Annotated in this window: 11 protein-coding genes; 1 reads left to right on the top strand and 10 read right to left on the bottom strand. The window is 44.6% G+C overall.

The features are described 5' to 3' along the window. Nucleotides 1–33: 33 nt before the first annotated feature. The 5 genes from KL866_RS16805 to KL866_RS16785 form a co-directional block, all read right to left on the bottom strand. Nucleotides 34–327: a YeaC family protein gene (locus KL866_RS16805; RefSeq protein ID WP_025255568.1), complete on the bottom strand. Its 294-nt coding sequence runs from the start codon at nucleotides 325–327 to the stop codon at nucleotides 34–36. Continuing rightward, complete coding sequence (locus tag KL866_RS16800; protein ID WP_025255569.1) at nucleotides 328–654, bottom strand: zinc ribbon domain-containing protein; 327 nt, start codon at nucleotides 652–654, stop codon at nucleotides 328–330. A 263-nt stretch (nucleotides 655–917) separates the two neighbouring features. Further along, entirely contained in the window at nucleotides 918–2,576 is a 1,659-nt protein-coding gene (locus KL866_RS16795) for a sodium:alanine symporter family protein (RefSeq protein WP_025255570.1), read from the bottom strand. Nucleotides 2,577–2,685: 109 nt separating this feature from the next. Then, entirely contained in the window at nucleotides 2,686–3,825 is a 1,140-nt protein-coding gene (locus tag KL866_RS16790) for a M14-type cytosolic carboxypeptidase (protein ID WP_214996110.1), read from the bottom strand. Between the two features lie 177 nt (nucleotides 3,826–4,002). Further along, nucleotides 4,003–5,448 carry a glyceraldehyde-3-phosphate dehydrogenase gene (locus tag KL866_RS16785; protein ID WP_025255572.1) on the bottom strand — a complete coding sequence of 482 codons (1,446 nt, stop codon included), beginning with the start codon at nucleotides 5,446–5,448 and terminating at the stop codon, nucleotides 4,003–4,005. Between the two features lie 192 nt (nucleotides 5,449–5,640). Between KL866_RS16785 and KL866_RS16780 the strand changes: the two genes are divergently transcribed. Beyond that, nucleotides 5,641–6,525 (top strand): DUF2989 domain-containing protein, encoded by an 885-nt coding sequence (locus KL866_RS16780; protein ID WP_025255573.1) that lies wholly within the window; start codon nucleotides 5,641–5,643, stop codon nucleotides 6,523–6,525. Nucleotides 6,526–6,690: 165 nt separating this feature from the next. Here KL866_RS16780 and msrB read toward each other — a convergent pair whose 3' ends face one another. From msrB to malQ, 5 genes are all read right to left on the bottom strand, one after another. Beyond that, nucleotides 6,691–7,119: a peptide-methionine (R)-S-oxide reductase MsrB gene (gene msrB, locus KL866_RS16775; RefSeq protein ID WP_025255574.1), complete on the bottom strand. Its 429-nt coding sequence runs from the start codon at nucleotides 7,117–7,119 to the stop codon at nucleotides 6,691–6,693. A 99-nt stretch (nucleotides 7,120–7,218) separates the two neighbouring features. Then, nucleotides 7,219–8,772 (bottom strand): NADP-dependent phosphogluconate dehydrogenase, encoded by a 1,554-nt coding sequence (gene gndA / locus KL866_RS16770; RefSeq protein ID WP_025255575.1) that lies wholly within the window; start codon nucleotides 8,770–8,772, stop codon nucleotides 7,219–7,221. A 400-nt stretch (nucleotides 8,773–9,172) separates the two neighbouring features. Further along, a complete protein-coding gene (gene glgX, locus KL866_RS16765) occupies nucleotides 9,173–11,272 on the bottom strand; it encodes a glycogen debranching protein GlgX (protein WP_025255576.1) in 2,100 nt (699 codons plus the stop codon). Nucleotides 11,273–11,320: 48 nt separating this feature from the next. Further along, entirely contained in the window at nucleotides 11,321–13,495 is a 2,175-nt protein-coding gene (gene glgB, locus KL866_RS16760; protein WP_214996109.1) for a 1,4-alpha-glucan branching protein GlgB, read from the bottom strand. Nucleotides 13,496–13,652: 157 nt separating this feature from the next. Beyond that, nucleotides 13,653–15,851 (bottom strand): 4-alpha-glucanotransferase, encoded by a 2,199-nt coding sequence (gene malQ, locus KL866_RS16755; protein ID WP_214996108.1) that lies wholly within the window; start codon nucleotides 15,849–15,851, stop codon nucleotides 13,653–13,655. Nucleotides 15,852–15,999: the final 148 nt, after the last annotated feature.

Genomic DNA, 15,999 nt, shown 5'->3' with positions numbered 1-15,999 from the left:
TTTGGGCTTTGGTGTGAAGGCGTAAATATACGACTAAATATCATCCTGTTTAAACCGCGCTATTGTATTTTTATCATCTTGCTCATCACGTAACGAGCGTTTAAAGTCGGCTTTGCTTTTATGTACAATTTCGCCGCTTTCGCCTACTGTCATATGTTCAGAGGACTTTTCTTTTTTTGCTTGATAGAGCATAACAGCCTGCATACTGCTTGCTTTTTGCTCATCATTTAGAGGGGTTCCGTCAGGCCATTTACCTGTTTCAACCGCCTGGCGAAGACGCTCGTAAATCTCCGGCGTCATGCTGGCTAAAAGTGCTTCTATATTCATTTAAGATAAACGCTTTATGTAAACAATTCGCGCGCGGTTTACTAAGTACCAGACAAAGCCAACCACTGCGCCCAAAATAGCTAAATTATGTTGTAAGTCTCCTGGGCGGGTTCCCCCCCAATACATGAAACCAAAACTCGCAACAAATATCAGCATAGCAAGAAGAGATTGATTCTGGATACTCGCTAACTTTTTAAACCTTTGTAAGCTTTGTTTACGCTCTATATCTTCTGAGGTTGCGTCACCGATTTTAAAATCGCAGTGAGGGCACGTCTTCGCTTTGTCAGACGTTTTTTTATTACATGAAGGACAGTCAACTAATGCCATATGTTGCTCCTATTTCTTGGGTGCGAAATGGAAATGCTCGAACAAGTCTAAGTGAGCATTTTTACGCGGACGGGTATCATACTTAAGTTCCCCCCAACAATGAAGTCGATTCTGAGGATTAACCTCTTCGTTACAAAACAAAAATGCGCAGGGTGATAACTTTTATACAAAGTCCACGGCTGCGCATTTTTACGTATTAGTCTTTTAATACTCTTCTTAATATAAATATCTAGGAAGAAGCAATACCAAAGTTGACTAACCTCTTATTTTTTATGACGAGACCAGTAGTCATTAACTGTCTCTTTCATTTCCTTACATAGCAACATGATGCCAAACAAGTTAGGAAGCGTCATCACTACGATAGCCACGGCTGAAAGCGCCCACACAAGTGTCGTGTCTGAGAACGCTGCCCAAACAAAGCCAGCTACGTATATAACGCGGTACGGCATTACGGAGCGCGGGCCTAAAAGGTAGGTCATCGCTCGATCGCCATAATAAGACCAGGCAATAGCCGTTGAGAAAGCGAATAACATAAGACCGATAGACACGATATACTGCCCCGCATCGCCAAAGAAACCACGAGTGAACGCTATAGTCGTTAGCGCTGCAGAGTGAACTAGCGATTTACCACTGACTTCAAGGTTCTCTTTTACAGGTTTTCCATCAATAATCTTTAATGTGCCAGTAAACAAATCTTCACTGCCTACCGCGTACTTCACGTCTTCCGCAACAGAACGCGCATTAAGTAGAGTAAATCCATCGCTTACAGCCGTGCCATTAACAACAGTTATTGAGCCTGTGTATGCCTCTACAACACTGCCTTCGATGTCGTTTAAATAACCGTAAAGTTTATTTACGTCATCTTGGTTTGAATCATCATATTTCCCGGCAACAAAATACATGTCTGAACGGTCAAATATGTTTTCGTGCTTTTCTTTCCACACGCCAGATGAAAGGATAACCAAACCAGTCACAGTACAGATAAGAATGGTGTCGATGAATGGCTCAAGTAGTGACACCATACCTTCTGACGCTGGCTCTTTCGTTTTTGCAGCAGCGTGAGCGATAGGCGCAGAGCCCTGACCCGCTTCATTTGAGAAAAGACCACGGTTAACACCACGGTTGAATGCGTAAGCTAAGGAAGCCCCCAAGAAACCACCTGCAGCAGCTGAACCGGTAAATGCGTCGCCAACAACCGCAGCAAATGATGGACCTATATTTTCTAGATTAGCGAAGATAACTGCAAGCGCACCAATAAGATAAATAACAGCCATCACCGGAACAACCCGCGCTGTAAAAGCTGCAATTCGCTGGATACCGCCAAGAATAACTAAGGCAAGAAGAATACCCAAAACACTGCCTACCGCCCAAGGTTCAAAGCCAAAAGTCGCCTCGATACTTTGCGCAATACCATTACTTTGTGGAAGGTTACCCGTACCAAAAGAACTGACTACCGTAGCAATAGCAAATGCAACTGCTAACCACTTCATATTTAAACGACGGTCCATGTAGTACATAGGGCCACCGGCCATAGTGCCATCTTCAGTTTTTACGCGGTATTTATGCGACAAAGTCACTTCAACAAATTTAGTTGTCATACCCAAAAAGGCAGTGACCCACATCCAAAATAGTGCTGCAGGGCCACCCAAAAAGATAGCGAATGCAACGCCCGAGATGTTACCTGTACCTACAGTGCCAGATAATGCTGTAGTTAAAGCGCGAAAATGCGTGGTGTCGCCCGGGTCGCTTTCTTTATCAAACTTACCAGTAACCACCTGCCAAGCATGTTTAAAAAAACGAATTTGCGGAAATTTAAGATAAACTGTGAAGAAAAGACCTACTCCCAACAGTACGTAAGGAAACCAAAACGCGCCCCCTAAAAATCCGTCGAGCATAGTTAGAAAACCATATAACCCTTCCAACGTTATTCCCCTTTTTTATTATGATTAATTGTTGTTTTGTTTTAATAATTAAAAGGCCTCTTTTTGTCGAGGCCTTTTATGCGGAAGCTTTCGCTTCCTAATTCTTATTTTATTGCTCTGATGCTTTTAGCTTCTTAACAACAGCGTTAACACCAATCAGCAAATCTTCACCTAATTGACGACTGCGCTGTACCGACCAACCGTAGATGTCGTCTGGCACATCTGCATTGTCTTTAAATGGCATTTCTACCGTGTATGCCATACATTTGAATTTCTCGCCAACCGCATTTGACGCTACAGTTAGATTAGCTTTGCCCGGTTCGTCTTTATCATAGCCAAACTCGTCTTGAAATTCTGGTGTGGCGTTCAATAGCGCATCTTTAAATGTGTTTTCAAGCATCTTAATAGTATCGTTGTAGCAAGGATTTCCTTCACTTCCTGCTACAAAGTTATACGGTAATGCCTCATCACCGTGCAAATCAAGATACATATCTACACCAATTTCGCTCATTGCGTTAAGTACGTAAAGTACCTCAGGGCTTTTTTCTTTCGAAGGAGTTGCCCATTCGCGGTTAAGATTAGTGCCTACAGCATTGGTACGCAGATGACCGCGTGCACTGCCGTCTGGGTTCATGTTTGGCACAATATAGAACACAGTGTTATCAAGCAACTGTCGCGCCAAACCATCTTGTTCATCAAGCAGACGGTAAATTATACCTTCAGCGCACCACTCGGCCATGGTTTCGCCTGGGTGTTGACGCGCCGTTATCCATACCTTTTTCTTTTCTGGGGTTTCTTCGCCAATAACCAGCATAGACATATCACGGCCATCTAGGGTAAGGCCTAAGAATTTATGCTCGCACAGTAATGACATTTGCGCATCGTGAACAAGATCAAGGTGGCGTTCGTAGCTGTAAGGAATGAAATACGCAAAATAAACGCTGGGTTGTTCTAGCGTTAGCGAGAACGTAAGGTTGTCGCCGTCAAATTCGCTAGGAATTCTAAACCAAGTTTGACGGTCGTAAGACGCAAGAACGTTATATCCCTTCCAACCTTCAGGATACGCTGACTTAGCCAGGTTACCAATGGTCATTGTATGCGTAACAAAAGTTTCGCCGACTAAACGGAAGTGGAACCACTGTGCAAATTCAGACTGGTTGTCGTTGGGAATGGTTAGACGAATATCGTCTGGTGATTGTGCGCTAACTACTTCAATGTTACCGCTGTCGAATTGACTGGAAATATGCATAGACTGTCGTTTTCCTCATTATTTGGGCGCTAATTTAGCATAGACGTAAACACAAATTCCACGCACACAGCGGGTTTTGTACTATCGAGAGTATACAAAATGTTTACACCATTAAAAAACCGACCACTTAGGTCGGTTTTTTATACAGTTAAAAGCGCAGCTTTTAAAACTGGTTACTTAGAGCGGTAACGTAGGAAAGCTTAATCCTGCCATATCGCGAACTACACGCAATACCTGACAGCTGTAACCAAACTCATTGTCATACCACACATATAACGTTAAGCGGTTGTCTGCGGCAATGGTTGCCTGAGAGTCAATCACAGAAGCAGCACGAGACCCCACTAGGTCTGTAGACACAATCTCTTTACTTGCCGTGTAGTCAATTTGGTGCTGAAGTTTTGAGAACAATGCGGTATCGCGCAAGAACTCATTAACTGCGATGCGATCCACCGACGTCTTAAGGTTTAGGTTCAAAATTGCTAGCGAAACGTTAGGTGTAGGTACGCGAATAGCATTACCAGTGAGTTTACCTGCCAATTTCGGGTACGCTTTAGCTACCGCTTTCGCTGCGCCAGTTTCGGTAATAACCATGTTCAGTGGTGCGCTTCGTCCACGACGGTCGCCCTTGTGGTAGTTATCGATAAGGTTTTGGTCGTTAGTGTATGAGTGAACGGTTTCAACGTGACCGTTTTCAATGCCATATTCTTCATCAAGCGCTTTAAGTACTGGGGTGATTGCGTTTGTCGTACAGCTGGCGGCTGAAACAATGTTGTCTTCTGGTGTTACTTCTTCATCATTCACACCGTGTACGATGTTTTTAATGTCACCTTTACCCGGAGCAGTAAGAATGGCTTTAGCCGCGCCTTTAGCTTTAAGATGAAGACCAAGACCATCACTGTCACGCCAAATACCTGTGTTATCAACGATGATGGCGTTATCGATACCATATTGCGTATAATCAACTTCATCAGGACTGCTGGCATAAATCACTTGAATGTACGAACCATTTGCCTTAAGCGCGTTGCGTTCATGGTCAACTGTGATGCTGCCGTTAAATGGCCCATGCACTGAGTCGCGACGTAGCAAGCTTGCACGTTTTTCTAGGTCGCCATCGCGTCCGCCTCGAACCACGATGGCACGTAAGCGAAGTTTGTTGTTTTTACCTTGACGCTCTATCAGCAAGCGAGCAAGTAAACGACCTATACGGCCAAAACCATATAGTACAACGTCCTGAGGTTTCTGGTCGTCCTCTTTGTCGGCAACGTCGTTTAGTTTTTTGTTAAGGTAGGCCGTAAGGTCGCTGTTGTCGACCGCAGAACCGTAATGAAAATCAAACGCCAGTTTTCCAATGTCGATTTGCGCAGGAGCAATCTTCATGTTGCTCAAGGCTTCTAAAATTGGATAGCTTTCGCGTAGGCGTAGTTTAATACCTTCGTGCAGACGCACTTTGCGGTGCGCTTTAATAACGTCAATAGCACTGGCGTTCAGTAGCGAGCGCCCGTAAACTGAAATTTCAACTGCCTTATTACGGTACAACTTACCAATTAGAGGCAACATCATTTCTGCGTATTCCTGACGCTCTTGCCAACTGCTCTGTAATTCCTGCTCAAACTGTTGATTCATGCTTCTGCCTTCATCGATATTAATTTTTTGGTGTTGTCGTTGTTGTAAGCGCGGCCAGTTATTTATTGGCACAACGGCCCTCAACTAATCCTAATTACGCGTCAGCTTTTTATTATTTTTAGGGTACACTAGGTGAGTTTTCGTCTGACGGTGACGAGCAGTATCTTAAATAAACAAGCAAGGAAGACCAAATTGTTGATAAGTTTCAAAACCCCTATGAAAACCCCTAAAACAGAGAGATTGTTTAGTAAGTTTCCAACAAAAGGGCCTATAGCTACGCTATTGTTAGTTGCAGCGACTACCCTAACTGGCTGCGACGACCTTTTTGAACCTACCATCAGTGAAATTTGTGAATCTAACAGCGAGATTTGTTTAGATTTGAGTTTGGATGCCCGTTGTCGCGCCGAGCGAGCTGAGATTATTCGCCTTCGTTATTACAATCAAGATTCAAAAGACGAGGCCTATAAATATCCACTTCTTTTAAACTTTGAAGAGTACCTGACGTGCGTTGAAGAAGTGCAGCATATCGAACACGTTAAACGCAAAGGTAAAGAAGCGACCAGATTAAAAGGCGTCATAACTGCTCAACGTGAAATTAAACGCCTAAGCCGTGAGACAAAAAACTCCCTTGACCCCTATCTTTCTTACTATCACTGGACACGTTACAACGATAAAGACGCTTTTCATCGCTTCGAGCGCTATGCGGCGAGCAACCGTGTCAGTGACCCTAAGTTGTTAGTCGCACTGGCTTCTGTTCAAATTAAAAGCGACCCCGAACGTACCATCGATACCCTATATCGGGCGCTGAGTTTGTACACGAATAGTGACGACATTGATGTAAGTATCTTTTACTCGCTCGCGTCAATGGGAATGAGCAGTGATAATCATCGCCTTGCCTATGTATGGTATGGGGTTGCTGAGAACTATGACGAACGAATTAACGAAACTCAGCGAGAGCATCTTGGGCAGAAATACGCGCTGCCGGTTGAGATTTTAGATAGCATCGTCGATGAAATAGTCAGTAGTTTGAACAGCACTACGTTTAATGCAGCGTCGTTAAAACTCGATAAACTTTGATTTTTTTGAAATTCAATTACACAATTTCATTGGTAAATAATTAAAAAAACCGCCATTTATGGGCGGTTTTTTTGAATTAAGCTACTGGGCTTTTCACGCAAGGTTAAATTTTAATCAGATGTTTACCTTAGTGAAAAGGTCACTGAGGTTTGATGGCTAAACCCCTCAGCCTTTTATCTTTGTGTCGTCTTCACCTTTGAACGTCATAGATAAAGAGTTTACACAGTAACGCTGCCCCGTTGGCGCTGGACCATCTGGAAACACATGCCCCAAATGCGAGCCACACTGTTTACAGAAAATCTCGACCCTGCGCATACCGTGAGTCAAATCTTCTCTGTAGTCTACGTTGCCGTCGTCTAGTTGTTTATAAAACGAAGGCCAGCCACATCCGGCGTCAAATTTAGTATCAGAGGGAAACAGTGGCGCTTCGCAGCACTTGCATACATACAAGCCATCTCGCTGTTCGTCTAGCAAGACCCCAGTGAAAGGTCGCTCAGTACCTGCTTCGCGGCAAACATAATACTCCTCGTCGCTAAGCTCAGTTTTCCAGTCTTTTTCAGTCATTGATGCCTTCGCTTTTTTCTCTGTCGACATAACTTACCTCTTAAAACAAAAAAGGTGTATTTGAAAACAAATACACCTTTTTATAGTTTACGCTCTTATGCGAACGTTTGTACCACTATTTAGTTCATGCTATCTCTTGATAGCGCTTTGTGGACGGGCTGGATCACTCCACTCGATGTGATACTTCTTGCCCGCGGGCTTATCTACACGCTGGTAAGTATGCGCGCCAAAGTAATCGCGCTGACCTTGCAGCAAATTCGCAGGTAGCACTGCTGTGCGATAGGAGTCATAATAGCTCAATGCCGACATCATTGCTGGGCATGGTACACCAGCCAATGTTGCCTGAGCGATAGATTCACGCCAGTCAGCTTGGTACTGAGTAATTTGCTCTGCAAAGAAAGGGTCCATTAGCAAGTTAGCTAAATCTTCATTGTTTTCGTAGGCCTGAGAAATAGACTGAAGGAATACGGCACGAATGATACAGCCTGCTCGCCATATTTTTGCTATCTCACCAAACTCTAATGTCCAGCCGTGCTCTTTGCCCGCCATCGCCATTAGCTGGAAGCCTTGCGCATAGGCACAGATTTTAGAGCAGTACAGCGCTTGCTCGAGTTTGTTAATGATAGACGCTTTTTCTTCATCGCTAAATGTTGGCGCATCAGGCCCTACAAGAACTTTACTTGCTGCTACGCGCTCGTCTTTCAAACTTGAAATACTGCGCGCAAATACCGCAGAAGTAATGGTTTGTGCTGGGCTACCTACTTGTAGCGCACTTACCGCGGTCCAAAGACCTGTCCCTTTTTGACCGGCTCTGTCTAAGATAACGTCTACCAAGGGTTGTTGAGTTTCAGGGTCCATTTGTTCAAGAACTTCAGCGCTGATCTCCATCAGATAGCTATTCAGCTTGCCTTCATTCCAACCACGAAAGACCTCTGCAATATCAGCAGGTGCCATTTGAAGCGCTTCGCGCATTACATGGTAGGTTTCACAAATAAGCTGCATGTCGGCGTATTCAATACCGTTGTGCACCATTTTCACATAGTGCCCTGCACCAACAGGGCCGATATAAGTCGCGCATGGTTCGCCTTCTAATACAGGCTGGCCGGGAGTGTGGCTTTCTAATGGTTTACCTGTTTCAGGGTCAACCTTTGCAGCGATTGCTTTAAGCACTGGCTCAATGCGTGTCCACGCATAAGGATTACCTGAAGGCATCAGTGACGGCCCGAAACGCGCGCCCACTTCACCACCTGAGACAGCGGTAGAGAAGAAAATAAATTTACCTTTGTATTGGTCTTCACGTGCAACTGAGTCGGTCCACAAACTGTTGCCAGTATCAACCACTATATCGTCAGCGTGAATTCCCGCGTCGATAAGGTGATTACATACGTGGTCAACGGGGTCGCCTGCAGGCACAGAGATAATAATAAGATGCGGGGCTTTTAACTTGCTTAAAAGCTCGGTGTAAGAACTGCAACCTTCTACACGAGGCTCAGTATTTTCAGCTCTTTCGCTTGCGTCTTTAGCCAGAATTGACTCAACTTTGTTTTGATCTAAATCGAAACACGCGACACGATAGCCATGGTCCACTAGGTTCATGGTTAGGTTACTACCCATCACCCCTAAACCGATAAAACCAATATCACACGACTTGTCTTCGTGCGAATTACCACCTTTCTTTTGCATAGGAACACCCTCACATTTCAGATGGCTGCGCATGATACCACCTAAAAGAATAAAGAACAGTCAAAGCTAATAATTTAGTGTGCCCTGGTGTAATTGTCACCAGAGGTAAACATTAACGGGTTTTGCCAGCTAATTTAACCGAGGTTTTGGCAAATTCGAGCAGTTGTAAGGCACGCCCAAATCCGTAACGATTAAATTTCATACAAAGGTAAAGACTCAGGATGAAATTTGCTCAAAGTGGTTACCAGTGGCTGTAATTCAAATCGTCTGTTTTAGCTAAAAACTCTAAATAATCGCGTTTTATCCGCGACGTTATATTACGCGAAACTAAAATTCGCGGCTGGGGTAGACGCAATAGGTGTTGTTTCTTTATTCAACGTTTAATTGCGATCTGTTAGCCCTACCCCGAAAATTGGGAAAAACTAAACAGCGTCAAAGATTTACTGGCCTGTAAAAACACTTTTTGAATGCAAATTGAAGGCTGCTCTTCAAGAGAGTTATAGCGAGTGTCTAAATGCATGGTCCAGCCGCCTTTCGGCATCACAGTAGGTAAATGAAAGCGCACGTCGCTATCGCTTGCGTTAACACACAAGAACCAGTGTTCAGGCTTTTGGTCTGGCTCTTGCTCGCTCATGGCACAGCCCTTTATTTCAACACCAAAGGCTTTGTTGTGATGTGCATTCCAGTCTTCTGACGCTTTGTCAGATCCATCCGGCTTGTACCAATTAATTTCTTTTACATTCCTCGACAGCGTAAAAGTATCATCGTGAAGCTTTAATTCACTTAACAGCGATGAAGATTGGCGTAAGCGCACTACGTATTGACAGAAGCTTAAAAAGTCTTGTTTACGCTTATTTAGCTCCCAGTTCAGCCAGCTAATTGGGTTATCTTGACAATATGCGTTGTTGTTACCATTTTGAGTACGACTTAATTCATCGCCGCCAAGAATGTGCGGTGTTCCTTGCGAGAAAACCAGAGTTGCAAAGAGATTGCGTTTTTGACGTTCGCGGATAGCGAGAATTTGTTCGTTGCTTGTTTCACCCTCTACACCATAGTTTGCTGAAAGGTTATGCCCGTGGCCGTCTCGATTCTCTTCCAGATTATCAAGATTATGGCGCTCAGCGTAAGTCACCATATCATGCAGTGTGAAACCATCGTGATAGGTCACATTGTTTACTGACGTACTAATATGTCGCCGTCCTTTGTGGAAAATATCTCTTGAGCCCATTAAACGCGTAGCAAACTCTGCTGTTACTCCGTCGTCACCTCGCCAAAATGCCCGCACCGTATCGCGGTATTTGTCATTCACCTCTAACCATGGTGACGGGAAGTTGCCGACTTGATAACCACCAGGCCCAATATCCCAAGGTTCTGCTAACAACACTTTGTCTTTCAAAACCGGGTCACTGCTGATGGCTCGCAGCAGCCCAGACTTTTTATTGTACTCTTGGGGCTCTCTACCCAAGCATACTGCTAAATCGAAACGAAAGCCGTCAACGCCAATTACGGATACCCAATGTCGCATGGCATCTAAAATGAGACCCATCATAAATGGTTGCGCAGTATTGATTGTGTTCCCGCAGCCCGAGTGGTTGGAATAAACCAGCTCTCCATTTTTCGTTTGTTCCAACAAATACGCTTGGTAGGGGCAAAAACCCTTGTAGGATAGAATAGGACCGCCAACACCGGCTTCTGCTGTGTGGTTAAATACCACATCAACAATTACCTCAAGTCCAGCATTGTGATATGCGTCGACCATAGATTTAAGTTCAGCAAGAGCATCTGACACACCATAGCGTGGCTCGGGAGCAAAGAAGTTAACTGGGTTGTAACCCCAATAGTTGGTTAGCCCTTTATCGGTAATAAATGGTTCGGGCATAAATGAACACAACGGCATAAACTGCACCGTTGTTACCCCGAGTGCTTTAATGTGATTTATTACACTAGGATGGGCTGCGCCGATAAATTTCCCTCTGTGTTCTTTCGGTACGTCGGGGTGAAGCTTTGTTAGACCTTTAACGTGAGCTTCATACACCACACGTTTATGTTTCAGCGTATTTGGGGAACTTACATGGTTGGGTGCATAGTCATTATGATCAATGACTATGCACTTAGGGACCATGAACTGAGAATCGTGCTTGTAACGTCTCGCATCCCACTTTATTGCGCGGCTTATTTTCTTGGCGTACGGATCAATCAGTAATTTGTCAGTAGGGACAGCATGCAGGCCACCTTCACCGCGCTCGACGCGATACCCGTAATATTGGCCGGCTTTTACACCGCTAAAATGTCCATGCCAAACGTCGCCGCTTTTTTCAGGCAATGGATATTCGCTAATAGCCTCTTCAGTATCACAATTGAAAAAACACAGCACCACCGCCTTCGCATCGGGGGCGTATACGGCAAAATTACATCCATCTTGAGTAAGCGTTGCGCCAAGTGAATGCGCATTCCCTGCCCCACTTTCTACAATTTGCGCTATATCTGAATTTTCGTTCACTGTGTTCTCAATCTATTTATACGCTAGGGCTTTAGCGCCCCAGGAGGATTAACCTACATTGGCAACATAAAATACGGTAGCTAGCGGCGGTAAGGTAACCTCTACAGAGTGAGCGCGATCATTCCACGGTGTGGGTTGCGCCGTCACTTCAGACACTACCTCGTAATTACTCCCCCAAAACGCACCATCATCAGTGTTCAGCGCTAGCGATAGCGTGCATGCATCATCTACGCCTATTCTAAAGTGCTTGCGTGGTACGGGAGTAAAATTAGACACTACGTATACTTTTTGCTTAGCGTCTTTGGACACTCTGACAAATGACACCACACTTTGATCGGCGTTGCTGTGATCTACCCAAGCAAAGCCGTTAGGCTCGTGATCTTGCTCATACAGAGCCGGCGTTGACGTATAAAGATGGTTGAGCGCTTTATAAAGTGCCTGAACGCCTTTATGTTTATCATGATCAAGTAAGTGCCAGTCTAAACTGCTGTCATGATTCCACTCCCGGGCCTGAGCAAGTTCATTTCCCATGAAGTTGAGCTTTTTACCGGGGTGGCCATACATAAAACCTGCGTAGCAGCGCAGGTTAGCAGCCTGCTGCCATTCATCGCCGGGCATTTTGCGCAGCATACTACCTTTTCCGTGCACCACCTCATCATGGGAAATAGGTAACACGAAGTTTTCGTCAAACGCATAAACCATGCTAAATGTAATGTCGCCGTGATGATAGTTACGATACGCGGGGTCTTTAGCGATGTAATGCAAAGAGTCGTGCATCCATCCCATGTTCCACTTAAAACCGAATCCTAAACCGCCTTCAAATACTGGGCGGGAAACTTTAGGGAATGATGTCGATTCTTCGGCAATGGTCATGGTATCAGGATAGTACTTATACACTTCTTCGTTCATCCACTTAAGTAAACTAATGGCTTCATAATTTTCGTTACCGCCGTCTACATTAGGGATCCACTCACCATCGTTTCGCGAGTAATCTAGATAAAGCATTGAGGCAACTGCATCAACGCGTAATCCATCTATGTGGAATTTATCTAACCAAAACAGTGCATTTGCCACTAAGAATTGACGAACAGTATCTTTACCGAAATCGTAAATACAAGAATTCCAATCTGGGTGCCAACCTTTTCTCGGATCTTCATATTCATAGACACATGAACCATCGAACCTTGCTAAGCCGTGGCCGTCTTCAGGGAAATGAGCGGGTACCCAGTCGATAATTACGCCTATACCTGCTTGGTGAGCCTTATCAACAAAGTATTTGAAGTCGTCTGGGTTTCCAAATCTGCTAGTTGGCGCAAACATGCCCACTGGCTGGTAACCCCATGAACCATCAAACGGAAACTCTGAAACTGGCAATAGCTCTACGTGGGTGTACCCCATTTCGCTAACATAGCTTATCAGGTCATCGGCTAACGCTTTATAAGTTAGATAGCGCGCGCCTGTCTCAGTACTCGGGCGCTTCCAAGAGCCTAGATGCACTTCATAAATGCTCATTGGGCGGTTGTATTTATTGCCTTTTCGCTTTTCTATCCAAGCGTCATCATTCCATTTATAGGTGTTGTGATCATAAATTTTCGACGCGTGCGATGGGTATTGCTCGGCGCTAAAGCCAAGAGGATCCGCCTTGTGCGGTAAATCGTGACCGTGGGCATCTTTTATTTGATATTTGTACCGTTCACCCTCACAAAGTTCTGGCACAAACAGTACCCAGTACCCCATGGAGGTTTTCTCCATAGGGTGCTTTCGCCCATCCCACTGGTTAAAATCGCCGATAAGCGATATCGTACTTGCATTAGGGGCGAATACGCAGAACCTTACCCCTTTTACAGCTTCACCTTGTGGTGAAGTCAGTGTAATAAGTTGTGCGCCAGCTTGTTCATACAAGTTTGTGGGCGTGCTATCAATATAATGTACAGCGTGATAAGCCTGTTCGGTAAACTGATAAGGGTCTATATAAGCTTTTTCGCCTTTGGCGAGAACGCGATAAATTTCGCCCTGATAATTGTCTGGCAATGGTGTTTCGAACAGGCCGTTTTTAGAGGTAACGTTTATATCTGTTAGCGCTGCGTTGACCCATTTAATCGTTAGTTCATTGACGTCTGGACGCCATACTCGAAGTATCGACCTTTTATTATTTGTTATTACACCTAAATGGGAAAACGGCTGAGAACATAATACCTGTTCAAACTGCTGCGCTAATTGCATTCGCTACTCCTAGTAAAAACCCGCATAACAGCGGGTTGAATTGTGAGCTTAAATGCGTTTTCGCATTTAAGCTCTATCCAGTACCGTCTTGGTACTTTATCTTACTCGTTAAAGTTGCCTAAGCAACTGCCTGTTATCAATTTTCAAACAAGGGCAATTAGCCTTGGCTTGCTTGTTTTCTAGCATGAGTAAGTTTAGACGCTAACTCATTTATATCATGTCTATCAAACATAGACTCGATATTCTCAGTGAGTTTTCTACGCCAGTTTGGATATTCATTAAATGTCCCAGGGATATTTACTGGTTTATCCATTTCTAGCCAGTCTTCTAACTGAAGGCTAAGCAGCGCACTTGAACCACCCGCCATATGAACCTGCATACCATTATTCAAATCGCGATTCATGCCAGTGTGATTAACATCATGACCCACATGGTCGCCAATAGACCCATGACCATGCAAAGTATCAAGAATAGCCTGCTTATTTTCGTGACGATCTGCATAAAGGGTTTGCAGAATATCTTCTGTTGGATATAGCCCTATCTCTTTACCTAACTCTAGGTCCAAACAGTGCCAGTAGCCAATTAGCGTTGGCATGTCGTGTGTAGTCAAAGTTGACATCGACTGAACAGGATAATGGCTAGGCGAGAAGAAACCGCCGTCTTCCGCTTGTTCAAAGAAAAATACGCGATATGAGTAGACGCCATTATCAGCAAGCTTACTACGTATTTCTTCTGGCACGGTGCCCAAGTCTTCGCCTATAACCAGACTTTGGTTGCGATGGCTTTCTAACGCTAAAATGCCGAGTAAATCGTCAACGGGATAATAAACATAGCCACCGTCTTTTGCGTTATCGCCTTTCACGACCCACCATAACCGTAGCAATGCCATTACGTGATCGATACGTAACGAGCCAGAAGAGGCCATGTTCGAAGCAAACAAATCAATAATTGGCTGATACCCCTGCTCGTAAAGCTTACGAGGGTCCATCGGTGGTAAACCCCAGTTCTGGCCTAGAGGTCCTAAAATATCGGGTGGTGCACCTACACTTGCATCGGTACAGTACAGGTCTTTGTTGCCCCAAATCTCGGCACTGCCTTCACTCACACCAACCGCAAGGTCGCGATAAAGACCAATAGTCATGCCGGCATCGGTTGCTTTATTACTTGCCACTTCAAGTTGCTGGGCAGCAATCCATTGAAGGAATAGGTAGAACTTGACTTCTTGCTTGTTAGCGCTTTTGAACTTAGCCACTGCTGGGTTGTGATAGCCTTTGAATTCTTGTGGAAATACCGGCCAACCCCAGCTTTCCTTACCATCAGCTTTTAGATGTGACTGCAGTGCATCATACACTGCCAACATATCTAAGCTTTCACCACCCGCTTCTATAAAAGCGTTAAACGCTTTATTTTGTTTGGTGTTTTTACGAAGGTATTTAGCGTCGTACACCTCAAACACCGCTTTAAGCGCCGCTAATTTAACGTGTGCTACTGCTTCGTAGTCAACGTGTTCAACGTTACGGGCATGCTCCAGCGTAGCTTTAAACTCATCACTGCCAACTACCGATTGCACCGATGCATCGTCGTAGCCCTCAATGGCGGTTACATCAATATATAGATAGTTAAGCCAGCGACGTGAACTTGGTCCATAAGGCGAACATGCGTTAGGGTTCGCCGGGTAAAGCGCGTGAATTGGGTTAAGCCCAATAAAGTCTGCGCCAACACCTGCTGCTTTTTCGATAAGTAGTGCTAAGTCAGAAAAGTCCCCAATACCCCAGTTCTTTTCGCTACGAACACAGTATAGCTGAACACTTAGGCCCCAAATCTTTTTACCTTCTCTAATCTCTTTCGGTGTGTAACACGCTTCTGGAGCCACAATTAAACGAGAACGTGCAAATTCATCGCCATCTGCACTCAAGGCTACATCGTGGTACCCAAGTGGTAAATCCAAAGGTAGCGTTATTACGTATTCATGGAACTCGACATCGTCGATATGCGCCATAGTCGTCATTTCTTGCTCTACTGGCGTGAACTGATGAGTAAGCACGTCACCATTTTCGCATGTGACAGTAAGCGTGTGGTCGTCGTTAACCAGTTCAATGGGCAAACGAACCGCAAGGTTTGTTTCTTCTGTGTTTCGAACCACTTGAACAGGATTTAGCGGTGACAACCATACCGACGTAATATCTTTTGTAATTTGTGACTGAATTTTTTTATCACTACTGGTGTCATAGCCAAGTGTATTAAGCAGTTTTGCTTTACTTGATTCTGCGATGGTTGCTGGTTTACCCCATGCATCGACGTATTGGGTTTCAATTCCCCGCATTTCAACCAGTTGTTGCAGAAGTTGTTGTGTCATGGTGTGTCATTCCTGTTATTCGGTGAAAGACGCATAGGGCAAAGGTGCAAAGCGCGTCTACAAACAAATTTTTAACATTATTCTAGAAACAAGGGCTTCGCGATATGTGAATACGATTGCAATAGCATTTATTCGTAATTTTGCAACA

The organism is Alteromonas sp. ALT199 (assembly GCF_018619335.1).
Classification (GTDB): domain Bacteria; phylum Pseudomonadota; class Gammaproteobacteria; order Enterobacterales; family Alteromonadaceae; genus Alteromonas.
This window is presented reverse-complemented; position numbering and strand designations above follow the sequence as displayed.